The 22,809-nt window shown below is 31.7% G+C and carries 21 protein-coding genes; 12 read left to right on the top strand and 9 right to left on the bottom strand.

The window, feature by feature from the left end:
• Nucleotides 1–497: T9SS type A sorting domain-containing protein (locus ACYU7A_RS15045; protein ID WP_460577841.1), on the top strand; the 497-nt coding region annotated here is incomplete at its 5' end.
• A gap of 171 nt (nucleotides 498–668) precedes the next feature.
• On the opposite strand, the gene ACYU7A_RS15040 is transcribed toward ACYU7A_RS15045, so the two are convergent.
• Nucleotides 669–890 carry a hypothetical protein gene (locus ACYU7A_RS15040; RefSeq protein WP_396146223.1) on the bottom strand — a complete coding sequence of 74 codons (222 nt, stop codon included), beginning with the start codon at nucleotides 888–890 and terminating at the stop codon, nucleotides 669–671.
• A gap of 120 nt (nucleotides 891–1,010) precedes the next feature.
• Complete coding sequence (locus ACYU7A_RS15035) at nucleotides 1,011–2,600, bottom strand: peptide chain release factor 3 (protein ID WP_396146225.1); 1,590 nt, start codon at nucleotides 2,598–2,600, stop codon at nucleotides 1,011–1,013.
• A gap of 228 nt (nucleotides 2,601–2,828) precedes the next feature.
• On the opposite strand from ACYU7A_RS15035, the gene ACYU7A_RS15030 reads away from it, so the two are divergent.
• From ACYU7A_RS15030 to ACYU7A_RS15010, 5 genes are all read left to right on the top strand, one after another.
• Nucleotides 2,829–4,793 carry a peptidylprolyl isomerase gene (locus ACYU7A_RS15030; RefSeq protein ID WP_460577838.1) on the top strand — a complete coding sequence of 655 codons (1,965 nt, stop codon included), beginning with the start codon at nucleotides 2,829–2,831 and terminating at the stop codon, nucleotides 4,791–4,793.
• Nucleotides 4,794–4,807: 14 nt separating this feature from the next.
• The gene (locus tag ACYU7A_RS15025) at nucleotides 4,808–6,214 is read left to right on the top strand and encodes a peptidylprolyl isomerase (protein WP_460577843.1); all 1,407 of its coding nucleotides are present in this window, start codon (nucleotides 4,808–4,810) and stop codon (nucleotides 6,212–6,214) included.
• Nucleotides 6,215–6,280: 66 nt separating this feature from the next.
• Complete coding sequence (locus ACYU7A_RS15020; protein WP_460577836.1) at nucleotides 6,281–7,234, top strand: AAA family ATPase; 954 nt, start codon at nucleotides 6,281–6,283, stop codon at nucleotides 7,232–7,234.
• A gap of 146 nt (nucleotides 7,235–7,380) precedes the next feature.
• The gene (locus ACYU7A_RS15015; protein WP_460577834.1) at nucleotides 7,381–8,355 is read left to right on the top strand and encodes a T9SS type A sorting domain-containing protein; all 975 of its coding nucleotides are present in this window, start codon (nucleotides 7,381–7,383) and stop codon (nucleotides 8,353–8,355) included.
• A gap of 251 nt (nucleotides 8,356–8,606) precedes the next feature.
• Nucleotides 8,607–10,868, top strand: a complete 2,262-nt coding sequence (locus ACYU7A_RS15010) for an aconitate hydratase (RefSeq protein WP_344815203.1) — start codon at nucleotides 8,607–8,609, stop codon at nucleotides 10,866–10,868.
• 57 nt (nucleotides 10,869–10,925) lie between these two features.
• Here the strand turns inward: ACYU7A_RS15010 and ACYU7A_RS15005 are convergent, their stop codons facing one another.
• The 3 genes from ACYU7A_RS15005 to ACYU7A_RS14995 all read right to left on the bottom strand — a co-directional run bounded on the left by ACYU7A_RS15005 (nucleotide 10,926) and on the right by ACYU7A_RS14995 (nucleotide 14,521).
• The gene (locus tag ACYU7A_RS15005; RefSeq protein ID WP_460577832.1) at nucleotides 10,926–11,297 is read right to left on the bottom strand and encodes a hypothetical protein; all 372 of its coding nucleotides are present in this window, start codon (nucleotides 11,295–11,297) and stop codon (nucleotides 10,926–10,928) included.
• A 231-nt stretch (nucleotides 11,298–11,528) separates the two neighbouring features.
• A complete protein-coding gene (locus ACYU7A_RS15000; RefSeq protein ID WP_460577830.1) occupies nucleotides 11,529–12,977 on the bottom strand; it encodes a glyceraldehyde-3-phosphate dehydrogenase in 1,449 nt (482 codons plus the stop codon).
• 155 nt (nucleotides 12,978–13,132) lie between these two features.
• On the bottom strand, nucleotides 13,133–14,521 hold the full coding sequence (locus ACYU7A_RS14995; RefSeq protein ID WP_460577828.1) for a trypsin-like peptidase domain-containing protein: 1,389 nt from the start codon (nucleotides 14,519–14,521) through the stop codon (nucleotides 13,133–13,135).
• 132 nt (nucleotides 14,522–14,653) lie between these two features.
• Here ACYU7A_RS14995 and dapF point away from each other — a divergent pair, with 132 nt between their 5' ends.
• The 5 genes from dapF to ACYU7A_RS14970 all read left to right on the top strand — a co-directional run bounded on the left by dapF (nucleotide 14,654) and on the right by ACYU7A_RS14970 (nucleotide 18,893).
• Nucleotides 14,654–15,436, top strand: coding sequence for a diaminopimelate epimerase (gene dapF / locus ACYU7A_RS14990; RefSeq protein ID WP_460577826.1), 783 nt, complete (start codon nucleotides 14,654–14,656; stop codon nucleotides 15,434–15,436).
• Nucleotides 15,437–15,654: 218 nt separating this feature from the next.
• On the top strand, nucleotides 15,655–16,188 hold the full coding sequence (locus tag ACYU7A_RS14985; protein ID WP_460577824.1) for a GNAT family N-acetyltransferase: 534 nt from the start codon (nucleotides 15,655–15,657) through the stop codon (nucleotides 16,186–16,188).
• Nucleotides 16,189–16,200: 12 nt separating this feature from the next.
• Complete coding sequence (gene mltG / locus ACYU7A_RS14980; RefSeq protein ID WP_460577822.1) at nucleotides 16,201–17,235, top strand: endolytic transglycosylase MltG; 1,035 nt, start codon at nucleotides 16,201–16,203, stop codon at nucleotides 17,233–17,235.
• Nucleotides 17,236–17,238: 3 nt separating this feature from the next.
• On the top strand, nucleotides 17,239–18,156 hold the full coding sequence (locus tag ACYU7A_RS14975; protein WP_460577820.1) for a DUF2279 domain-containing protein: 918 nt from the start codon (nucleotides 17,239–17,241) through the stop codon (nucleotides 18,154–18,156).
• A 50-nt stretch (nucleotides 18,157–18,206) separates the two neighbouring features.
• A complete protein-coding gene (locus tag ACYU7A_RS14970) occupies nucleotides 18,207–18,893 on the top strand; it encodes a peptidoglycan-binding protein LysM (protein WP_460577818.1) in 687 nt (228 codons plus the stop codon).
• 49 nt (nucleotides 18,894–18,942) lie between these two features.
• On the opposite strand, the gene ACYU7A_RS14965 is transcribed toward ACYU7A_RS14970, so the two are convergent.
• Genes ACYU7A_RS14965 through dnaA form a run of 3 tightly spaced genes read right to left on the bottom strand, consistent with a single transcriptional unit; the run spans nucleotide 18,943 to nucleotide 21,616 of the window.
• Nucleotides 18,943–19,668 carry an SAM-dependent methyltransferase gene (locus tag ACYU7A_RS14965; protein WP_460577816.1) on the bottom strand — a complete coding sequence of 242 codons (726 nt, stop codon included), beginning with the start codon at nucleotides 19,666–19,668 and terminating at the stop codon, nucleotides 18,943–18,945.
• Nucleotides 19,668–20,135 (bottom strand): low molecular weight protein-tyrosine-phosphatase, encoded by a 468-nt coding sequence (locus ACYU7A_RS14960; protein ID WP_460577814.1) that lies wholly within the window; start codon nucleotides 20,133–20,135, stop codon nucleotides 19,668–19,670. Before ACYU7A_RS14960 ends, ACYU7A_RS14965 begins: the two co-directional genes overlap by 1 nt.
• 53 nt (nucleotides 20,136–20,188) lie before the next feature.
• Nucleotides 20,189–21,616: a chromosomal replication initiator protein DnaA gene (gene dnaA, locus ACYU7A_RS14955; RefSeq protein WP_345090174.1), complete on the bottom strand. Its 1,428-nt coding sequence runs from the start codon at nucleotides 21,614–21,616 to the stop codon at nucleotides 20,189–20,191.
• A gap of 185 nt (nucleotides 21,617–21,801) precedes the next feature.
• Between dnaA and ACYU7A_RS14950 the strand changes: the two genes are divergently transcribed.
• Nucleotides 21,802–22,206 carry an acyl-CoA thioesterase gene (locus ACYU7A_RS14950; protein WP_396146252.1) on the top strand — a complete coding sequence of 135 codons (405 nt, stop codon included), beginning with the start codon at nucleotides 21,802–21,804 and terminating at the stop codon, nucleotides 22,204–22,206.
• Here ACYU7A_RS14950 and ACYU7A_RS14945 read toward each other — a convergent pair.
• The gene (locus tag ACYU7A_RS14945; RefSeq protein WP_460577811.1) at nucleotides 22,203–22,808 is read right to left on the bottom strand and encodes an IMPACT family protein; all 606 of its coding nucleotides are present in this window, start codon (nucleotides 22,806–22,808) and stop codon (nucleotides 22,203–22,205) included. The two genes, ACYU7A_RS14950 and ACYU7A_RS14945, sit on opposite strands and share 4 nt — an antisense overlap.
• Nucleotide 22,809 lies beyond the last annotated feature (1 nt).

The raw sequence follows: 22,809 nt of genomic DNA, 5'->3' as shown, positions 1-22,809 counted from the left end.
ATGGAGCAACAATGTATCGATTTAGAGTTTACAACGGAGTTGATTATGATACATTCTATGATAACCAATACAACAGATTTACCTTAAACAACTTCCCTGGATTAATTCCAAATGGAGAGCTTTATTCTGTGCAAGTAGCGGTTAAGTTACCAAATGAGCCAAATTTTGGGCCATATAGTAAAGCATGTACAATCAAGACTCCAATGCAAGCAAGAGCTATTGCATCAGATGTTCAATTAGAAGTAGTAAATGTATTTGAAGCATTAGCTTATCCAAATCCATTTGCAGAGAACTTCAAGTTGGATGTAAAAACTAATAGCGAAGCTAACATTCAAGTTAGAGTTTACGACATGATAGGAAAACTAGTTGAGGACAAAATGATAAACGCTTCTGACATTCAAAATTTTGAATTAGGAAACCAATATCCATCTGGAGTTTACAATGTAATTGTATCTCAAGAGTCTAACACTAAAACGCTACGCGTTATTAAAAGATAGTTTCTAAATAAGAACTAAATAGTTTAAAACCTCCTCAAGAAATTGTGGAGGTTTTTATTTGTATAAAAAATCAAGTTGAAAAACTAATAATCATTTTAACTGAATACAGATTAACTTTTAGACATAAAAAAACCACTCATCAAGAGTGGTTTTTTTATTCTATCTAGAATATTAAGCTTTTTTAGCCACGTTTTTCAATTTATAAAACGCAAAAATTAAACCAAAAAGCAACAATACTATTAATTTACCATTGATTGGAGCAGGAGCAGGATCTCCACCTTCTAGACCTCCACCGCCACCAGTTCCGTCATCATCATCGCCAGGCTGAGCAAACACAACAAAGTCTGAAAGCAGAACAAATGAAAACAAACAAAATTTATAAAATCTATTCATAACTATACATTAAATCAAGTTGCAAATATAAAATCATTTTTTTGAATAATGTTACATTTTTGTTATTTATCGATTAAAAGTAGAAATAATTTTACGAAATCGACATAGTTTATATAAATTTTAGTCAAATTCTGACGTAAAAAATAATTTTACACTTGGATATTTGCTCTGAGTCATCTGAATTGTGAAATCTGAATCTGCTAAAAACACCAATTGCCCATATTTATCGTGTGCTAAAAACTTTTGTTTAACTCTTTTAAATTCTTTAAACTCTTCATTTTTAGCATCATCAGGTTTTACCCAACAAGCTTTGTGTACAGGGAAATTTTCATAAGTACATTTTGCACCATATTCATGTTCTAAACGATATTGAATAACTTCATATTGAAGAGCTCCAACCGTTCCAATAACTTTTCTGTTATTCATCTCAAGAGTGAACAACTGAGCAACACCTTCATCCATTAATTGGTCAACACCTTTTTCTAATTGTTTTGCTTTTAATGGATCAGCATTGTTGATGTATCTAAAATGTTCTGGAGAGAAACTTGGAATTCCTTTGAAACTCATCATTTCGCCTTCGGTAAGAGTGTCACCAATTTTAAAATTACCAGTATCGTGTAATCCAACAATATCTCCTGGATAAGAAATATCTACAATTTCTTTTTTCTCAGCAAAAAAGGCATTTGGACTTGAAAACTTTAAATTCTTATTTAAACGAACGTGCATATAGGGTTTGTTGCGTTCGAAAGTTCCAGAAACAATTTTTATAAATGCCAAACGATCTCTATGCTTAGGATCCATGTTAGCATGAATTTTAAACACGAATCCAGATAATTTTTCTTCTTCTGGGTTTACTAATCTTGTGTCCGATTCTTTTGGCTTTGGAGTAGGAGCAATTTCCACAAAGCAATCTAATAATTCTCTAACTCCAAAATTATTTAATGCAGAACCAAAAAACACAGGCTGTAGGTTTCCATCCAAATACTCTTGTCTATCAAATTTTGGATATACTTCATCGATTAGTTCTAGCTCTTCACGAAGTTTTTGAGCCGGTTTTTCTTTAATTAATTTTTCTAATTCAGGACTATTGATGTCAGAAATTGCAATGGTATCTTCAATGTTTTTTCTGCTGTCGCCACTGAAAAGATTTATATTTTGTTCCCAGATATTATAAATTCCTTGAAAGTCGTAACCCATTCCGATTGGAAAACTTAAAGGAGTAACTTGAAGACCAAGCTTTTTTTCCACTTCATCCATTAAGTCAAAAGCATCTTTACCTTCACGGTCTAATTTATTTATAAATACAATTATTGGAATTTTTCGCATTCTACAAACAGCAACTAGTTTTTCTGTTTGTTCCTCAACACCTTTTGCTACATCGACAACAACAATGACACTATCAACAGCAGTTAATGTTCTAAAAGTATCTTCTGCAAAATCCTTGTGACCAGGAGTATCAAGAATGTTGATTTTTTTGTCTTTATAATTAAATGCCAAAACCGAAGTTGCCACCGAGATTCCTCTTTGACGTTCAATTTCCATGAAGTCACTAGTAGCTCCTTTTTTGATTTTATTATTTTTTACTGCACCTGCTTCCTGAATAGCTCCACCAAAAAGTAATAATTTCTCTGTTAGTGTAGTTTTTCCGGCATCGGGATGAGATATAATTCCGAATGTTCTGCGACGTTGTATTTCTTTTAAAAAGCTCATAATTGTTATAATGGACTGCAAAAATACTATTTATTAAATAAATAACTAATGGAAGTTGTGATTTGAAAAAATCTTCCTTTTTATTGTGTTAATAAAATTTTGTTAATAGTAAGTGCTATACTTGTTTAATACAGTCGATTTGTTACTTTTGTTGATTGTAATGTATGTGCTGCTATTGCACGTAAAATAGAAATTAATAAAACCACTTATTTAATTAAAATATAGAATATGAAGTTAAAACAATTGTTTTTAGGATTAATAATGTGTCTTGCTTTTACATCAAATGCACAGAATAAATCCAAAGAAGTTTTATTTACCATCAATGATAAACCTTATTATACTGATGAATTTGTAAGGGTTTATAATAAGAATTTGGATTTAGTAAAGGATGAATCTCAAAAAGATTTGAATCAATATTTAGATCTTTATATTGGTTATAAGCTTAAAGTTAACAAAGCAAATAAATTAGGACTTCAAGATGGACAACAGTATTTGTCAGAGTTAAAAACCTATAGAACTCAATTGTCTAAAAACTATACAACCGATTCAAAAGTTACCAAAGAATTGGTGGATGAAGGATATAAAAGACTTCAAAAAGAAGTTAATGCGTCTCATATTTTAATTTTAGTTGATGAAAATGCATCTCCTGCAGATACTTTAGCTGCTTATAATAAGACAAAGGCCATTAGAGAGCGAATTATGAAAGGTGAAGATTTTGGAACGGTAGCTGCTGAAGTTTCTCAAGATCCATCGGCTAAAGAAAATAAAGGTAATCTAGGTTATTTTACAAGTTTCAGAATGGTTTACGCTTTTGAAAATGGTGCTTACAATACTCCTGTTGGAACCATATCTAATCCAGTGAGAACTCGATTTGGATATCATTTGATAAAAGTAAATGACATCAGAGCAAATAGAGGAGAAGTAGCAGTTGCTCACATTATGATTTTGAAACAAAAAGATAATGAAGAAGTTACAACAGCAAAAACTACTATCGAGGATATTTATAAAAAATTACAACAAGGCGAAAAATTTGAAGAATTAGCTAAGCAATTTTCAGAAGATAAATCTTCAGCTTCAAAAGGTGGTGTTTTAAATCGTTTTGGTTCAGGGCAATTGAGTTCTGAAGAATTTGAAAATAAAGCTTTTTCATTAACAAAAGAGAATCCGGTTTCTGAGCCTTTTGAAACTCAATTTGGTTGGCATATTGTAAAATTAATCGAAAAATTCCCAATAAAATCATACGAGGATTCTAGAATCGAATTAGAAAACAAAATCAGTAAAGACGATCGTTCTAGATTGATTACAAATTCTTTAACTGAAAAATTAAGAAAAAAATATCCAGTAAAAAGAGACGCTAAATTGTATAGTTCTATTGTAAAATTAGTAACTAACGATTTTTATGAAGCAAAATGGAGCTTGCCTGCTGACGCAAAAAAATATTCTGCAACTCTTTTCAATGTTGGAACTAGAAATCTAACAGGAACAACATTTTTAGATTACATATATTCTCAACAAAAATCAGGAATAGCTATTAAACCAATAGAAAAGCTGGTTGAGAAATTATTTGAAAATTTTGCTGATGAGCACCGTAACCAATATAATAATGAGAATTTAGAAAATGAGTTTCCTGAATTTGCATCAGTTATGGAAGAATATCGTGATGGATTATTATTATTTGATTTAATGGATAAAGAAATTTGGCAACGTTCTAAAACAGATTCTGTTGGATTGAAAGCATTCTACGAAACTCAAAAAAATAAATACCAATGGAAAGCTCGTGTGACTAGTGAAATTTATTCTTCAAGAGATAAAGAAACTATGAACAAGGTTTTAGCAATGCTTAAAAAAGGCAAAACACCTAAGGATGTAAAGGATAAATTTAATACTGAGCAAGTTTTAAACGTAATGCTTTACGAAGGAACTTATGAAGAAGGTGATAGCGCTTTGCCACAAGGAACTAAAATGGAATTAGGACTTTCAGAAATAACAAATAAAGGTGAATACTATTTTATTACTAAAGTAAATAAAGTCCTTCCTGCAGGTGCCAAATCATTAGAAGAGTGTAAAGGCAAATTAGTAAACGACTATCAGCAATATTTAGAACAAAATTGGGTTGATGAACTTAAAAAAGAATTTACGGTTAAGGTAAATCAAGACGTGTTTGAAACAGTAAAAAAACAAATTAAAAAATAATAAACGAAGAAATGATGAATGTATTGAATAACAAAATTGTACAAGGTATTTTCCTTTTTTTAATTGGTTTTTCTGTAAACGCACAAGAGATAATTAAAGATAAAGAACCAGAAAAGAAAGCAACGACGCCACAACAAAAGCGTCAACGTGTTGATGGAATTGTAGCAACAGTTGGTGATTATACTGTTTTAGATTCTGATATTGACAAAGCTTTTCTTGAAATTGAAGGTTCTGGTGGTTCTGTAAAAGACATTACTAGATGCCAAATGTTGGGTAAACTTCTTGAGGATAAATTGTATGCGCATCAAGCCATTCAAGATTCTATTGTTGTAAAAGACGAAGAAGTAAAAGAAAAAATGAATCAACAAATAGACTATATGGTTGAACAACTTAAGTCAATGGAGAATGTGATAAAGTATTTCAAAAAGAATAACGAAGACGAGTTCAAAACAGAACTTTTCGAAATCTTGAAACAACAAAAATTAGCTTCTGAAATGCAGAAGAAAATTATTGATCCAATTCAAATTACACCGGAAGAAACTAGAAATTTTTTCAAGAAAATTCCAGAATCAGAGCGTCCAATGTTGGGTGCTGAACTTGAGATAGCACAAATAGTTATTGCGCCAAAAGTTTCGCAAGCTGAAAAGCAAGTGGTTATTGACCGATTGAAAGAAATCAAAAAACAAGTGCAAGAAGGCGCAAGTTTTACAACCAAAGCCGTTTTGTATACAGAAGATCCAGGTTCGAGATCAAGTGGTGGTTTCTATAAAATCAACAAGAAAACACCTTTCGTAAAAGAGTTTAAAGACGTAGCTTTCTCATTACAAGAAGGAGAAATATCAGAACCTTTTGAAACGGAGTTTGGTTTTCATATCATTTATTTGGAAAAAGTAAAAGGTCAAGATTTAGAATTACGTCACATTTTGATGATGCCAAAAGTATCTTATGATGCACTAAAAGAGGCAAAAGATAAAATCGAATTACTAAGAACTAGAATATTAGCTAAAGAAATTACTTTTGCAGAAGCAGCAAGAACGATGTCTGATGAGAAAGAAACTCGTGCAAATGGAGGAACATTAGTTAACCCAAAAACTCAAGATACGCATTTTGAATTGACCAATATGGATCCAGTTATTTATGGTCAGGTTTCTAATTTGAAAAGTGGCGAGATTTCTTCAGTTATTTTAGATGAAGATGCAAAAGCTGGAAAGCGTTATAAAATTATAATGGTTACCAATAAAATTGAAGAGCATACTGCCGATTTTAGTAAAGATTTCATTAAAATTAAAGAATTAGCTTTAAAAGAAAAACAAATCAATGCCATTGCAAAATGGACAGATGAAAAGGTAAAAGAAACTTATATCAAGATTAATGGTGAGTACAAAGATTGTACTTTTACAAATAATTGGTTGAAAAAATAATAGTATACTTTGGATTTGGATGGATAAAAACATCTAAAATCTAAAATTTAAAATCTAATATTAAATATGTCAGACGTTACAGCGATACAGAATTTAGTTCAGAAAAGGCTCGAACTTAAAAAAGAAATTTCCAAAATAATTGTGGGTCAAGACGATGTTGTTGACCAGATATTATTGAGTATTTTTTCAGGTGGACACGCTTTGCTTGTTGGAGTTCCTGGTTTGGCAAAAACCTTAATGGTTAATACTATTTCTCAAGCTTTAGGATTGAATTTCAAAAGAATTCAGTTCACACCCGATTTAATGCCTTCTGATATTTTAGGAAGTGAAATTTTAGATGAAAACCGTCAGTTCAAATTTATAAAAGGACCAGTTTTTTCTAATATTATTTTGGCTGATGAGATTAACAGAACGCCACCAAAAACACAAGCAGCTTTATTGGAAGCCATGCAAGAACGTTCGGTAACTATTGCAGGTCATAACTATAAATTAGATTTACCTTATTTTGTTTTAGCAACTCAAAACCCAATTGAGCAAGAAGGAACTTATCCTTTACCAGAAGCACAATTAGACCGTTTTATGTTTGCAATCAAGTTGGATTATCCATCGTTTGCAGAAGAAGTTGAAGTAGTAAAAAGCACAACTTCTGACGCAAAACCAACTATAAATCCTCTGTTTTCTGCACAAGAAATTATCGATTTCCAACATTTGATTCGTAGAATTCCTGTTGCAGATAATGTTATTGAATATGCTGTGACTTTAGTTGGAAAGACAAGGCCAAACTCTCCATTGGCTACTGATTATGTAAATAATTATTTAGATTGGGGTGCAGGACCAAGAGCTTCGCAAAATTTAATTTTGGCAGCCAAAGCCAATGCTGCTTTCAAAGGAAAATTCTCTCCAGATATTGAAGATGTAAAAGCAGTTGCAACCGGAATATTAAGACACAGAATCATCAAAAATTATAAAGCCGATGCTGAAGGAATTACAGAAGAAGTAATTATAAGTAAGTTGATGTAATTGTTACAAAAATAATTTGAACCAAGCTCCGCAAATGTCTCCTGACTTTGCGGAATTTTTTATTATATTTGATAAAAAAACTGATTAGCTAAATAAAAAACCAAGTTTTTAAATAAAAATCAAATTCATTTGGAAATACAAAAATTATGAAAAAGACATTTTTAGTTTTATTGTTGTTTTTTCAAGTATTTGGTTTCTCTCAAATAATAAATATACCTGATATAAATTTTAAAAATAAACTATTACAAGCAAATACAAATAATAATATCGCTGGGTATATAAAGATTGACCTTAATAATAATGGTGAAATTGAACAAAGTGAAGCACTTAATGTGACTTACTTGTTTTTAATTACATCAAATATTAGTAGTCTTGATGGTATAGAATATTTTAATAATTTACAATCTTTGGGGTGTCATTATAATTCCATAACTAACTTGAATTTAAGTTCTTTAAACCAATTGATAAATTTAAGATGTGATTTTAACAACATGTCAAGTCTAAATATAAATGGTTTAGCAAATTTGCAAAGTCTTATTTGCAGTAACAATCAAATAGCAAATCTAACTTTTAATGGACTAAATAATTTGAATACAATATTGTGTAATAATAATTTAATAACAACATTGGATTTTAGCAATAATCCATCATTAACAAAATTAAATTGTTCAAATAACAATCTTGCATCTATTAACCTAAAAAACGGTATCAGCCACGATTTTAGTAATGTAAATTTCAACGACTGCTGGAAAACAGGTAATCCAAACTTGGCTACCATTTGTGTTGATGCTAGTGAGTTAGCAAGTGTGCAAAATCATTTAAACAATTGTGGTTCGGCACAAACTATAAACATTACCAGCAATTGTGGTTTGGGCAATGAGGAGTTTGCAGTTAATAAAGTAGTTTTATATCCTAATCCAACTAATAACTTTGTTAGATTACATAACGAAGGAGGTTTTTTTACTACTGTTGTTATTTATAATTATCTTGGTCAAGAACTAAAACGATTTTCTGTTATTGATGAAGTCGTAGAAATTGATTTAAGTAATTTTAACAGTGGTATTTACTTTTTTAATTTATTGGGAGAAAAAAACGAAATAGTAAAGATTGTAAAACAGTAAGTAAATCTAAATACAAATACTTCATTAAACCAGTAGACAAACAGTATTTTAGTTTTATTTAGATTTAATTTACGTATCAAAATTAACAATCATCAATTTTTCTTCGTTAAAATGCGATTTTGATAAAAAATGCATAGCGAAATTCTCGTTTTCGCAAATTATTTCTTTCAATAAAGATATTTGACTAAAAATTTTTTAATGGTATAACGTTTTCGTAAATTTGCGTTGCAAATAAATAAACCTATTATATTATGGCTTTTGATATCGAAATGATTAAAAAAGTGTACGGAACAATGGCAGAACGTGTAGACAAAGCACGTGAGTTAGTTGGACGTCCGTTAACACTTTCTGAAAAGATTTTATATTCACATTTATGGGAAGGAACGCCTTCTCAAGCTTTTTCAAGAGGAAAAGATTATGTTGATTTTGCTCCAGATAGAGTAGCTTGCCAAGATGCAACAGCTCAAATGGCATTATTACAATTCATGCATGCCGGAAAGAAAACAGTTGCTGTTCCAACAACAGTGCATTGTGATCACTTAATTCAGGCTAAAGTTGGTGCTACTACCGATTTAGCTGTAGCTAATTCACAATCTAAAGAAGTTTTTGATTTCCTTTCTTCTGTTTCAAACAAATACGGAATTGGTTTTTGGAAACCAGGTTCTGGAATTATTCACCAAATCGTTTTAGAAAATTATGCATTTCCAGGTGGAATGATGATTGGAACCGATTCACACACTGTAAATGCTGGTGGATTAGGTATGTTAGCAATTGGTGTTGGTGGTGCAGATGCAGTTGATGTAATGTCAGGTATGTCGTGGGAATTAAAATTTCCAAAATTAATCGGAGTTAAATTGACAGGAAAACTAAATGGGTGGACAGCTCCAAAAGACGTAATTCTAAAAGTAGCTGATATTCTTACTGTAAAAGGTGGAACTGGTGCTATTGTGGAATACTTTGGTGAAGGTGCAATCAATATGTCTTGTACTGGAAAAGGAACTATCTGTAACATGGGTGCAGAAATTGGAGCTACGACTTCAACTTTTGGATACGATGATTCAATGAGAAGATATTTAGCAGCAACTGGCCGTCAAGATGTTGTTGATGCTGCGGATAAAGTAGCGGATTATTTAACTGGTGATGCCGAAGTTTACGCTAATCCAAGTCAGTATTTTGATGAATTAATCGAAATTAACTTATCTGAATTAGAACCACATATCAACGGACCTTTCACTCCAGATAGAGGAACGCCTGTTTCTAAAATGAAAGAGGAAGCAACTAAAAATGGTTGGCCTTTAAAAGTAGAATGGGGTTTAATTGGTTCTTGTACCAACTCATCTTACGAAGATATGGCTCGTGCTGCTTCAATCGTTGAACAAGCTGTTGCTCACGGAATCTCTCCAAAAGCAGAATTCGGAATCAATCCAGGTTCTGAGCAAATTCGTTATACTATTGAAAGAGATGGAATCATCGCTACTTTCGAGAAAATGGGAACTAAAGTATTTACAAATGCTTGCGGACCATGTATCGGACAATGGGATAGAGAAGGAGCAGACAAAGGAGAAAAAAATACCATCGTTCACTCGTTTAACAGAAATTTCTCAAAACGTGCTGACGGAAATCCAAACACGCATGCTTTTGTAACATCTCCAGAAATGGTGGCTGCATTAGCGATTTCAGGTGATTTGTCTTTCAATCCAATAACCGATACTTTATTGAATGATAAAGGTGAAGCTGTAAAATTGAATCCTCCTACAGGTGATGAACTTCCAAAAAGAGGTTTTGATGTAGAAGATGCAGGTTTTCAAGCGCCAGCTGCAGATGGAAGTAATGTACAAGTTGCGGTTTCTCCAACATCAGATCGTTTACAACTTTTAGCACCATTTGATGCTTGGGATGGAAAAAACATTTCAGGTGCTAAATTACTTATCAAAGCTTTCGGAAAATGTACTACCGACCACATTTCTATGGCTGGACCATGGTTGCGCTTCAGAGGACATTTAGATAATATTTCTAATAATATGTTGATTGGTGCTGTAAATGCTTATAACCAAGAAGCAAATAAAGTTAAAAATCAATTGACTGGAGAATACGCTGCTGTTCCTGCTGTGGCAAGAGCTTACAAAGCTGCTGGAGTTCCTTCAATTGTTGTTGGTGATCAAAATTATGGTGAAGGTTCTTCAAGAGAGCACGCTGCAATGGAACCACGTTTCCTTGGTGTGAAAGCGGTTTTGGTAAAATCATTTGCTCGTATTCACGAAACTAACTTGAAAAAACAAGGAATGTTAGCGTTAACTTTTGCTAACGAAGCAGATTATGATAAAATCAAAGAAGATGATACTATTAACTTCTTAGATTTAACAGAATTTGCACCTGGAAAACCATTAACATTAGAATTTGTTCACGCTGATGGTTCAAAAGATATAATTCTAGCAAATCACACTTACAACGAAAGCCAAATTGGTTGGTTTGTAGCTGGATCGGCTTTAAACTTAATTGCTGCCAACGCATAATTGGTTAGTAATTTATTTTTGCAAAAAAAAGCTCCTAAAATTTAGGAGCTTTTTTAATTATATATTTTTATAAATTTCGGTCAAGCCAGAATCCCATTCTACAGTTTCATAATAAAAGTTAAGTGTAGTTAATTTTCCTTTTTGTTGGATGAAACATTTTCCAGTTACAATTGCGTTGTCACCTTGTATTTTTAGAGTATCACCAGTTACTAATTTACTGTCTTTAAATTGCTGATAAACTTTTTGTGCGATTTCTTCTTTAAGTTCTTTTTTAGAATTAAAGGTGCTTACAACAATCATATTTCCACTATTGTTTTTTACAATTAGCTCCATGCCATTGTAGCCATACTTATAAGTGGTAACTTTTGATTTCTCTTGGCCAAAAGAAAATTGTGCCAATAATAGCAATACAAACAAGGATTTATTCATAGATGTAAATTTGGGTTACATTTTAAAAACGCTAAAATATCATAATTATTGGAAAGTAGTGACTTTTATTTCAAAAATTAATTAAAAATTAATTAAAAAATCAAAGAAGTCAAGTATTTGTTGCGGTAAACTCTGTAAAATTTGAATTGAAATAGTATATTTTTATTTTGAAAACAAAAAAATTCCGCTTCAAATAATAGAAACGGAATTTTATTTCGAATTAATAATCTACTAATAGTAAGTATAACGTCTTACTTTAGAAATATATTTTGCAAGTCTTATAACTTGGTGGCTGTAACCATATTCGTTATCGTACCAAACATATAAAACAATGTTTTTTCCGTCGCCAGAAACAATTGTCGCATTGCTATCATAAATAGATGGTGCCGATGTTCCAACAATGTCTGAGGAAACTAATTCGTTGTTTAAAGAATATTTAATTTGCTCTACAAGTTCACCTTCTAAAGCATATTTTTTCATAATATTGTTTACCTCTTCAACAGAAGTTTCTTTACCAACTTCAAGATTCAATACTACAAGTGAACCATTCGGAACAGGAACACGTATAGCATTGGAAGTTAATTTTCCTGCTAAATTTGGTAATGCTTTTGCAACAGCACTTCCAGCTCCGGTTTCTGTAATTACCATGTTTAAAGCAGCTGCTCTTCCACGACGGTATTTTTTGTGCATATTGTCTACCAAGTTTTGGTCGTTGGTATAAGCATGAATGGTTTCTAAGTGACCTTTTACAACTCCAAGCGTATCTTCAACTGCTTTTAAAATTGGTGTAATTGCATTTGTTGTACAAGACGCAGCCGAGAAAATATTTACTGTATCAGGATTATAATCATTATGATTTACTCCGTAAACAATATTCGGAACACCTTTTCCTGGTGCAGTCAATAAAACTTTATCAACTCCTATAGAAGTTAAATGACGTTTCAAAGCTTCTTCTGTTGTGAAAGCTCCAGTGTTATCAATAACTAAAGCATCTTCAATTCCGTATTTAGTATAATCAATTTCTTCTGGAGAATTGGCTGTAATGATGTGAACTGTTGTTCCGTTGATGATTAAAGCATCATTTTCAGTATCAGCATTCACAGAACCTTCAAAATCGCCATGAACTGAATCATATCTTAATAACGAAGCTCTTTTTTCTAAGGATTGTGCGTCATTTCTATCACGAGTTACAATAGCTCTCAAACGTAATTGTTGCCCTTTTCCAATTTTACTCATCATTTCACGAGCCAATAATCTTCCAATTCTACCAAATCCATAAAGAACTACATCTTTAGGTTTAATTTCTTGTGAATTTTTAGCGTCTTTTAATTTATCAATCACAAAGGCACGCGCATCGTGGTATTTATTGTCTTCTAAATGATATTCATAAGTCAGTTTTCCAATATCTATTCTTGATGGTGGTAAATCTAAATTTTCAATAGCACGAGCAATTTCAACAGAATCAAAAACATTAATTGGTTTTTGAACGAATTCACCAGCATATTCATGAAGATTCATAATATCACTAACGTTTCTGTCAATTAATTGATTTCTAAAGAATACCAATTCAATAGATTTATCATACCATAAATCACTAATGATTTTAATAAATTCTACACCAGCCTTTCGTCTGTCAGCCTGAAAAGAAAGCTCTTTTTCGTATAATGCGTTTTTGTTCATTTTGAGAAAAATTGATTAGTTGTATTGTTAAAAATAAATTTCCGTGCAAAAGTAATCAACTATAACGTTTTCGTAAAATTATTTCAAACTTTTTTTAAATAAAAAAACCATTCTGAAAGAAACAGAATGGTTTTTCACCTTTTATTACATTATATTTAGATGATGATGCGCATTACTTGACCATTTTTTGTCATTAATTTGACACTAGTGCCTTGACTTTCATTAGCGTTGTTGGTTGCTCTCGATACCGTTTCTACATCAGATGCTTTTACACCATTGATGTCTAAAATGATGCTTCCTTCTAATTCGTCTTTGTAGGGTAAAAGTCTTTCGTTACTTACTTCTTTGATTTTTACACCATAGTCAATTCGGAAATTTTTCTTGTCAGCGTCTGATAAATTTTCTAATTCTAGACCTTTAAAATCAGTTTGAATTATATCATTTTTTACCAAAACAACTGGAACAACTTTGGTTTGACCATCTCTTTCATAAGTCACATTTACTTTATCATTCGGACGTTTTGTATTGATAAATCCAGATAATTCTGCATAAGATGAAATTTTCTGGTTGTCTAATTTTTTGATGATATCACCTTTTTTCAAACCTGCTTTTTCAGCACCAGAATTTTTATTTACTTTATTTATATAGAATCCTTCAGTATCTTTAATTCCTAATTCTTTAGAATAATTTCCTGTCAATTCACTTCCTTCAACACCAAGAATTCCTCTTTGAACATTTCCAAATTCCATGATGTCTTCAATGATTTTGCGTGTAATATTTGATGGAACTGCAAATGAATATCCTGCATAACTTCCTGTTGGAGAAGAAATCATTGTATTAATCCCAATCAATTCACCACGAGTGTTAACTAAAGCACCACCAGAATTTCCTGGATTTACAGCAGCATCCGTTTGAATAAAAGATTGAATTCCTTTGGTGTCCAAATTTCTAGCTTTCGCAGAAACAATTCCGGCTGTAACAGTCGAATTCAAATTATATGGATTTCCAACTGCTAAAACCCATTCTCCAACTTTCACTTGATCAGAATCTGCAAATGTTGAATAAGGTAATTTTCCATCAGCATCTATTTTTAATAAAGCAATATCCATTTTAGAATCGGTTCCAATCAATTTTGCTTTGTAAACTTTGTTATTGTTTAACGTAACTTCAAGTTCAGAAGCATCTTTAATCACGTGATTATTAGTTACAATGTATCCATCTTCAGAAATAATAACTCCAGAACCAGTTCCAATTTGTTCTTGTTGTTGTCCACCACGTGAACCGTAGAAAAACTCCATAATTGGGTTGTAAACTGTTCTAACAGAAACATTTTTCACGTGAACAACCGTATGAACTGCATTTTCTGCAGCCGAAGTAAAATCAATATTTTCTGCACCCATTCCAACGGTTTTTCCGAAGGAACTTGGAGCTTGTGTAACAATTGAATTTCCATCGACATCTTTTTCAATAAATAATTTATAAGCACCTAGTGTTGTAGCACCGCTTAACAAAGACACTAAAAATAAACTTGATAATCTTTTCATTTTTTAAATTGTTTTAAATCATTTAACATCAAAATTAGTAATTTATTATTTTTATAAAATCAGTTTAACGCTCGTTTAACAATCTTTAACGTATCATTAATATTTGTAACTTTGTGGAATACAAAAATAAAAATGCAACTCAAATTTTACAAATATCAAGGAACAGGAAATGATTTTGTGATGATTGATAATCGTCAAAATTTCTTTCCCAAAAACGATACCAAACTGATTGAACGCCTTTGCGACAGACGTTTTGGTATTGGTGCTGATGGTTTAATTCTTTTAGAAAATGACAATTCGACAGATTTTAGGATGGTTTACTACAATTCTGATGGAAATGAAAGTTCGATGTGTGGTAATGGCGGAAGATGTTTGGTAGCTTTTGCTAGAAGTTTGAATGTTATAAATAATGAAGCAACGTTCATCGCAACAGATGGTTTACATCATGCAACAATTGATGAAAACGGAATTGTTTCACTTCAAATGAAAGATGTTGATGAGGTAAAAATCGATACAGAATATGTTTTTTTAAATACAGGTTCACCACATCATGTAACTTTGGTAAACGATTTGGAACATTATAATGTAAAAGAAAATGGTGCCGAAATCAGATATTCTGATTTGTATGGAAAAGCAGGAAGCAATGTAAATTTTGTAAATCAAATTTCTGATAATCATTTCCGACTAAGAACTTATGAACGTGGAGTTGAAGATGAAACATTATCTTGTGGAACAGGAGCAACTGCAACAGCTATTGCTATGAATGTAATCGGAAAAACCAATTCAAATTCAATTGATATAAATGTAGAAGGCGGAAAACTAAAAGTTACATTTGAAAAATCAGACAATGGTTTCGAAAAAGTTTTTTTAATTGGACCAGCAACTTTTGTTTTTGAAGGCGAAATATTAATTTAATTACATGCAGAGTGTAGATTTAACAACTTTAGTTTTACTCCTTGTAGTTTGTTGTTTATTATTGTTCTCAAAATTTAATTCAGATAAAGATGGCTTTTCTAAAAAAGATTATTTCAGTATGTATAAATCTTTAGAAATGTATATAATTTTACCACTTGCAATTATATTTTTACTTATTGTTATTTTAGTTAGATTATTTGGTAAATAAAAAAAGTTCTATGATTACATTAAAAGGTAAAAATATATTCTTAAGAGCATTAGAACCAGAAGATTTGGAGTTTGTCTATCAAATAGAAAACGACGAATCGATTTGGAATGTGAGCAATACGCAAACGCCTTACAGTAAGTTTTTAATTCGTCAATATCTTGAAAATGCACATCAAGATATTTATGAAGCCAAACAATTACGCCTTGCAATATGTAAAAATGACACTTTTGAAGCTATTGGACTAATTGATTTATTCGATTTTGATCCTGTAAATAATCGTGCAGGAATTGGAATTTTAATTCAAAATGAAACTAATCGTGGCAATGGAATAGGCAAGGAAGCAATTGGTTTATTAATCGATTATAGTTTTAACCAACTTCAATTACATCAACTTTATGCAAATATTGGAATGGATAATGAAGCAAGTTTAAACCTTTTTACTACTTTTGGATTTCAGAAAATAGGAGTGAAGAAAGATTGGATTTATCAAGGTAATTCCTTTCATGACGAAGCTCTTTTTCAGTTAATCAATCATCAACATTAAAAAAATATTGTTTTGAACAAAAAATTAAAAACCATTTTAGGAATTGGAACGGCTCTTTTTCTAGTTGTCGCTACTATTGTTTATGTGAAGTTTTTCTCTTCTAATACTAAATTCTCTAAAGATGAACTCTATGTTGAAATTCCAACAGGTTCCAATTATGAAGATGTTAAACGAATCGTTTCACCATATGTTGAAAGTATGAGTGGTTTTGATCTTATGGCTAGTTTGAGAAAATATGATGACAATGTTAAACCAGGTAGGTTTTTGTTTAAAAAAGGGATGGGTAACTTTGGTTTGATAGCTTCTTTAAGAAGAAATTTACCAGTAAAAATTGCTTTTAACAATCAAGAGCGATTAGAAAATGTTGCTCAAAGAATTGGTTCTGAAATTGAGGCGGATTCTTTAGGATTGATGACGGCTTTTAGAGATAGCGTTTTTTTAAAGAAAAATGGTTTTACAAAAGAGAACGTTTTGTGTATGTTTCTTCCTAATTCATATGAATTTTATTGGAATACCTCTGCAGAAAAATTCCGCGATAAAATGCTTGATGAGTATAAGAAATTTTGGAATAAAGATCGTTTAGCTAAAGCTGAAGAATTAGGAATGACTCCAGAGCAAGTGATTACTTTAGCTTCTATTGTGCACAAAGAAACTGTTAAAAAGGATGAGCGTCCAAGAGTTGCTGGTGCTTATTTGAATCGAATTACTCAAGGTATGCCTTTGCAAGCTGATCCAACGGTGATTTATTCACTAAAACTTAGGGATAATGATTTTGATCAAGTTATAAGAAGAGTTCTTTATGGTGACTTGACCATTTCATCAGCTTATAATACTTATGTTAATATTGGATTGCCTCCAGGACCAATTGCACAACCAGATATTAATGCTATAGATGCTGTCTTGAATGCTGAAAAGCATGATTATATCTACTTTTGTGCAAGCGTTGAACGTTTTGGATATCATGAATTTGCTTCAACTTATCCTCAGCATCAAGTTAATGCAAAAAAATATGCTGATTGGTTGAATACGACAGGAACCAACCGATAAGTGTTGAAAAAATCGCCTTTAATACTATTGCTTTTACTTCTGTTAAAATTCAACTTCGGATTTTCTCAGAGTGACTTCAATAATTTTTTCAAACCTTCCGATTCTTTAAATAAGAAACGTCTCAACGGAGTTATTATCTCTGAAACTGTTTTAGCCTCTAGTGCTTTGGTAGGTCTTAATCAAATTTGGTATGCAGATTACCCAAAATCTGACTTTCATTTTATTAATGATAATGATGAATGGCTTCAAATGGATAAAGCCGGACATGTTTTTTCGGCTTATCATCTGGGAAGCTATGGCGCAAATGCTTTGAAATGGAGTGGATGTGATAAAAAAAGTCAATTAGTATATGGCGCAACTGTTGGTTTTGCTTTTTTAACTGCTGTCGAGGTTTTTGATGGCTTTTCGCAAGAATGGGGTGCATCTTCAGGTGATTTAATTGCTAATGCTGGTGGAACCGCTCTATATGTTTCGCAAGAATTATTATGGAAGGAGCAACGCATTGTGCCAAAATTTTCATTTCATACTACAAAATATGCTTCCTTACGTCCAAATGTGTTGGGTAGTTCACTTTCTGAAGAGATTTTTAAAGATTATAACGGACAAACCTATTGGCTATCAGTGAATTTGCATTCATTTTTTAAATCTTCTAAATTGCCCAAATGGTTAAATTTGGCTGCAGGTTATGGTGCTGATGGTATGATAGCTGGAAGAAGTGAAACAGTAGCTGATTTAAGCCTTCCTTTTTCGAAAAGAGAGCGACAATTTTACCTAAGTTTGGATGCAGATTTGACAAAAATTGAGACAAAATCTGCTTTTTTAAAGACTTTTTTTTCAATTTTTAACGCTATCAAAATTCCAGCTCCAACGATTGAAATCAGTGGCTCACAAGGAGTTAAATGGCGTGGTTTTTACTTTTAGAAAACTTTAACTGCTTGATTTTCAATTTTATTTAAAAATAAGTTGTACATTTGCACCGTCAATATCAAGATGGTGACAGCACTTGGAAATTACAATTTATGATAAATAGATGGTCGTTTTACATAGGAATCGTTGTGTTAATTGGATTTATAAGCTCCGCTTTTAAACCTATAGAATCTTTCAATCATAACTGGTTTTATGTAGACGAAAATGAAGAATTGTTATATCAATTTCCTTCAGAAAAACCATCAGATTATATCAATACTTCAATACCTTTTACCGGAAAATATTTTATTGGATTTAAAGAAGCTATCGCTTTCAAAGAATCTCAAGGAAAATATAGTAAAGTTAATTCTTTAGGATATTTAGGTAAATACCAATTTGGTAAATCTACATTAGCTTCAATCGGAATTAAAGATAGCATGCTGTTTTTGAGAAATCACAAAATGCAAGAAAAAGCTTTTATCGCGTTGTTGAAAAAGAACAAGTGGGAATTAAGAGAAGTGATAAAAGAATATAGAGGTAAAATGATTGATGGTGTAAGAATTACTGAATCTGGAATTTTAGCTGCGGCTCATTTAGGTGGAGCTGGTTCTGTTAGAAAGTTCCTAGAATCTAACGGAAGAAAAAAATGTAAAGACAATTACGGAACTTCAGTAAAGTCGTATATGAAAGAGTTTGGAGGTTATGAAACTCATAATATCAAACCTGAAAGTAGTCCTAAGGTGATAAAATAGTTAAAAGTTATATAATAAAAAAGCCATCAAATTCTGATGGCTTTTTTGTTTAATAAGATTTGTGTATTATAAATATCGTAGGTCGATTGTGTAAATCAATGGTTGCTTTTTTCCATTCTGAAACTTTCATTGTTTTGATGTATTCTGTTGGAAGTGTTATATCTGCAGCAATACATAAATGAGTATTTGGTTGTAATGTTTGGAGAAAATCTTCTAATAATTTATTGTTTCTATAAGGTGTTTCAATAAAAATTTGCGATTGGTTTTTATCAAAAGAAAGTTTTTCAAAATTTTTCAAAGCCGATTTTTTATCAGATTTGTCAATTGGTAAATAACCATTAAAAGCAAAACTTTGTCCATTCATGCCGCTTCCCATCATGGCTAATAAAATGGAGGATGGCCCAACTAAAGGTACGACTTGAATTCCTTTTTCATGAGCTAGTTTAACAATTGCAGCACCAGGATCAGCTACACCAGGACAACCAGCTTCGCTCATTAATCCAACATTGATTCCTTGTAAACAAGGCTGAATCATTTCGTTGTGTTCAGAAACTTCGGTGTATTTGTTTAAAGAACTAATTATTAGAGAGGATTGTACTTTTTCTGGGTAAATGCTTTTTATAAACCTACGTGCAGTTTTTTCATTCTCAACAATATAGCAATCTATAAATTCGATGGCTCTTTTAACTGTTTGAGGCAAAACATCATGCGGATTGCTTTCGCCAAGTGTTGTAGGAATTAAATATAAAATACCTTTTAAGTTTACTGGCTTCATTAGGAATGTTTTGCTATTAATTTTTTTGCTAATAAATCCGTAGCTTCATCAAGCATTTCGTAAACCATATCAAATCCGTTTTGTAAACCATAATATGGGTCTGGCACGTCAACATTATCACCAGGAAATAATTCGTCTAAAATAAGTTGTACCTTATTTTTGTCTTCTTCGGTTTTAGCCATAAAGACAACATCGTCATAATTTGAACCATCCATAACATAGATGTAATCAAACTCTTCAAAGTGTTTAGGAGTAAAATGGTTACCTCTTTGTTTTGATATATCCAGCCCGTTTTTTTTAGCTGTAGCTATAGAGCGCTCATCAGGTTGTTTACCAACATGCCAATGACCAGTTCCGGCAGAATCTACCAAGAATTTATCTTTAGGAAGTTTAGCAGCTAATAAACCTTCTGCCAATGGTGAACGACAGATATTGCCTAAGCAAACCATTAAAATTTTAACGGACATAGTATTAAGTTTCAGTTTTTACTTTCAAATGCAAAAGTAAGAAAAGCTGATTGCTATAATGATAATTTTTTGTGAATATCTTCAACAAATTTTTTGAATTGCTTATCGGTAGAAACCAAGTTGTCAACTGTTTTGCAGGCGTGTAAAACAGTAGCGTGATCTCTGTCTCCAATTTGAGAACCAATATTTGCTAAAGAAGCTTTTGTGAATTTCTTTGCAAAAAACATAGCTAGCTGTCTTGCTTGAACCACATGACGTTTTCTGGTTTTAGATTGTAAAGTATCTAAATCCAATTGGAAATAATCAGAAACTACTTTTTGGATATAGTCGATTGATATTTCACGTTTTACATTTTTAACAAATTTCTCTACAATGCTTTTCGCTAATTCGAGAGTAACTTCTTTTTTATTGAACGATGATTGTGCGATTAAAGAAATAATTGCGCCTTCAAGTTCACGCACATTAGATTTTATATTTTGAGCAACATATTCTACAATTTCGTTTGGCATTTCAACACCATCACGATAAAGTATGTTGTTCAAAATAGAAACTCTTGTTTCGTAGTCTGGTTGGTGTAATTCGGCAGATAATCCCCATTTGAAACGAGATAACAAACGTTGTTCGATATCTTGCATATCAACAGGGGCTTTGTCTGAAGTAAGAATTACTTGTTTTCCATTTTGATGTAAATAATTAAAAATATGGAAAAATACATCTTGCGTACCTGATTTTCCTGATAAGAATTGAACGTCATCAATAATTAACACATCTATCAATTGATAGAAATGAATAAAATCGTTACGATTGTTTTTCTTAACAGAATCTATATATTGTTGTGTGAATACTTCGGCAGAAATATACAACACGGTTTTTTCAGGATATTTATCTTTAATTTCAACACCAATAGCATGCGCTAAGTGAGTTTTTCCAAGTCCAACACCACCAAAAATCAATAGTGGATTGAAAGAAGTTCCTCCAGGTTTGTTAGCAACTGCCATACCAGCTGAACGTGCTAATCTGTTAGAATCACCTTCTAAGAAATTATCAAAACTATAATTTGGGTTAAGTTGCGATTCGATTTTTAAGTTTCTAATTCCAGGAATCACAAAAGGATTTTTAAGTTCTGGGTTTAGATTTTTAAAAGGAGCATCAACATCTTGTGATTTAATTGGACCACGATGAGCAGATGGCAATTGTTCCGTAAACGGTTGTTTATTACCATAAGTGTTTTCCATTTTAATTTTATAGAGTAACTTTGCGTTTTTTCCAAGTTCTTTGGTTAGGGCAACTTTAAGTAATTTCACATAGTGTTCCTCTAGCCATTCGTAAAAGAATTTACTTGGAACTTGAATGTACAATGCGTTATCAGAAAGTTCAACTGACTTAATAGGTTCAAACCAAGTTTTGTATGCTTGCTCTTGAATATTGTCTTTTATAAATGACAGACAGTTTTCCCATACCGATTGCGCAGTTTTGTTCATATTATTGTTAAAATTACTAATTTAATTAAAGGTTCTCTTACAAAAAAAAAGGAGATTTTCTTCGTGTTTTTTGGGTTAACAAATATGTGAACAAATTTCTTTAAAAAAAAATAATATGGTATTGATTTTTTAAAAATTTTGTTGTAAAGAATAATTTGAATTTAGATTAAAAGCAAAAAAAATAGATGAACGGACACGAAGTACAAGTTAGAGTTAGATATGGTGAAACCGACCAAATGGGAGTAGTATATCACGGCAGTTATGTGCCTTATTTTGAAATAGGAAGAGTGGAATGGCTTAGAAATAAAGGCGTTTCGTACAAAGCATTAGAAGAAAGCGGAATAGCCTTACCTATAGTTTCAATGCATTTGAATTACAAAAAACCAGCTCGTTATGATGATATGTTAACAATCAATACGAAGTTGAAGAAATATAGTGGTGTAAAGATTGAATTTGATTGTGAAATCCGCAGTGAAAACGAAGAGTTGTTAACAACTGCTCATTTTATACTCGTTTTTGTGGACATAAAAAATGGAAAACCTATTGTTCCACCAAGCTACATTTTAGATATTTTAAAAGCAGAAGTTTAGTCTTTTAATTTTATCTCAATTTCAAATAAATTATTAAAAATGTCGACAATTTGTTCGGCATTTTTTTTGCGTGTTGCAATTTCAATTTCGCAACTTTCGTTCATGTTTTGCGAAATTATTTCAAGATTTTTTTCTTTAATTACTCGCATTACTTTATTCATGTTTTTGTAATCAAAGGATACTGTATAATGTATGTTAATTGTTTTTTCAATAATTTCTGATGCTTCCAATGCCATTTGAGCTGAAGTTCTGTAAGCTGAAATCAATCCGCCAACACCTAATTTAATTCCGCCAAAAAATCTAACAACTACTACTAATATATTAGTTAGTCCAAAAGATTGAATTTGTCCGTAAATTGGTGCTCCAGCAGTATTACTTGGTTCGCCATCATCGTTGGCTCTATATTGAATTTTATCGGTTCCAATTTGAAAAGCATAGCAAAAATGGACTGCGCCATAATGTTGCTTACGCAAAATGTCTAAATGATTTTTGATTTCTTCTTCGGAAGTTACAGGAAATGCGTAGCCAAAAAACTTACTATTTTTTTCTTTAAATAAAATTTCTTCAGATGGTGTGGCAATGGTTTTGTAGGTATCGTTCAAA

The sequence above is a fragment of the Flavobacterium koreense genome, from assembly GCF_054776075.1.
The sequence above is the reverse complement of the archived record's forward strand: the minus strand, read 5'-3'. Positions and strand labels throughout refer to the sequence as shown.

Excerpts from the sequence above, each read along its gene's own strand:
- ACYU7A_RS14995 (WP_460577828.1), bottom strand. The coding sequence starts at position 14,521 with ATGAAAAGATTATCAAGTTTATTTTTAGTGTCTTTGTTAAGCGGTGCT.
- ACYU7A_RS15030 (WP_460577838.1), top strand. The coding sequence starts at position 2,829 with ATGAAGTTAAAACAATTGTTTTTAGGATTAATAATGTGTCTTGCTTTT.
- ACYU7A_RS15005 (WP_460577832.1), bottom strand. The coding sequence starts at position 11,297 with ATGAATAAATCCTTGTTTGTATTGCTATTATTGGCACAATTTTCTTTT.
- ACYU7A_RS15040 (WP_396146223.1), bottom strand. The coding sequence starts at position 890 with ATGAATAGATTTTATAAATTTTGTTTGTTTTCATTTGTTCTGCTTTCA.
- ACYU7A_RS14960 (WP_460577814.1), bottom strand. The coding sequence starts at position 20,135 with ATGTCCGTTAAAATTTTAATGGTTTGCTTAGGCAATATCTGTCGTTCA.
- dnaA (WP_345090174.1), bottom strand. The coding sequence starts at position 21,616 with ATGAACAAAACTGCGCAATCGGTATGGGAAAACTGTCTGTCATTTATA.
- ACYU7A_RS14965 (WP_460577816.1), bottom strand. The coding sequence starts at position 19,668 with ATGAAGCCAGTAAACTTAAAAGGTATTTTATATTTAATTCCTACAACA.
- ACYU7A_RS15035 (WP_396146225.1), bottom strand. The coding sequence starts at position 2,600 with ATGAGCTTTTTAAAAGAAATACAACGTCGCAGAACATTCGGAATTATA.
- ACYU7A_RS15020 (WP_460577836.1), top strand. The coding sequence starts at position 6,281 with ATGTCAGACGTTACAGCGATACAGAATTTAGTTCAGAAAAGGCTCGAA.
- ACYU7A_RS15000 (WP_460577830.1), bottom strand. The coding sequence starts at position 12,977 with ATGAACAAAAACGCATTATACGAAAAAGAGCTTTCTTTTCAGGCTGAC.
- ACYU7A_RS15015 (WP_460577834.1), top strand. The coding sequence starts at position 7,381 with ATGAAAAAGACATTTTTAGTTTTATTGTTGTTTTTTCAAGTATTTGGT.
- dapF (WP_460577826.1), top strand. The coding sequence starts at position 14,654 with ATGCAACTCAAATTTTACAAATATCAAGGAACAGGAAATGATTTTGTG.
- ACYU7A_RS14985 (WP_460577824.1), top strand. The coding sequence starts at position 15,655 with ATGATTACATTAAAAGGTAAAAATATATTCTTAAGAGCATTAGAACCA.
- ACYU7A_RS15025 (WP_460577843.1), top strand. The coding sequence starts at position 4,808 with ATGAATGTATTGAATAACAAAATTGTACAAGGTATTTTCCTTTTTTTA.
- ACYU7A_RS14950 (WP_396146252.1), top strand. The coding sequence starts at position 21,802 with ATGAACGGACACGAAGTACAAGTTAGAGTTAGATATGGTGAAACCGAC.
- ACYU7A_RS15010 (WP_344815203.1), top strand. The coding sequence starts at position 8,607 with ATGGCTTTTGATATCGAAATGATTAAAAAAGTGTACGGAACAATGGCA.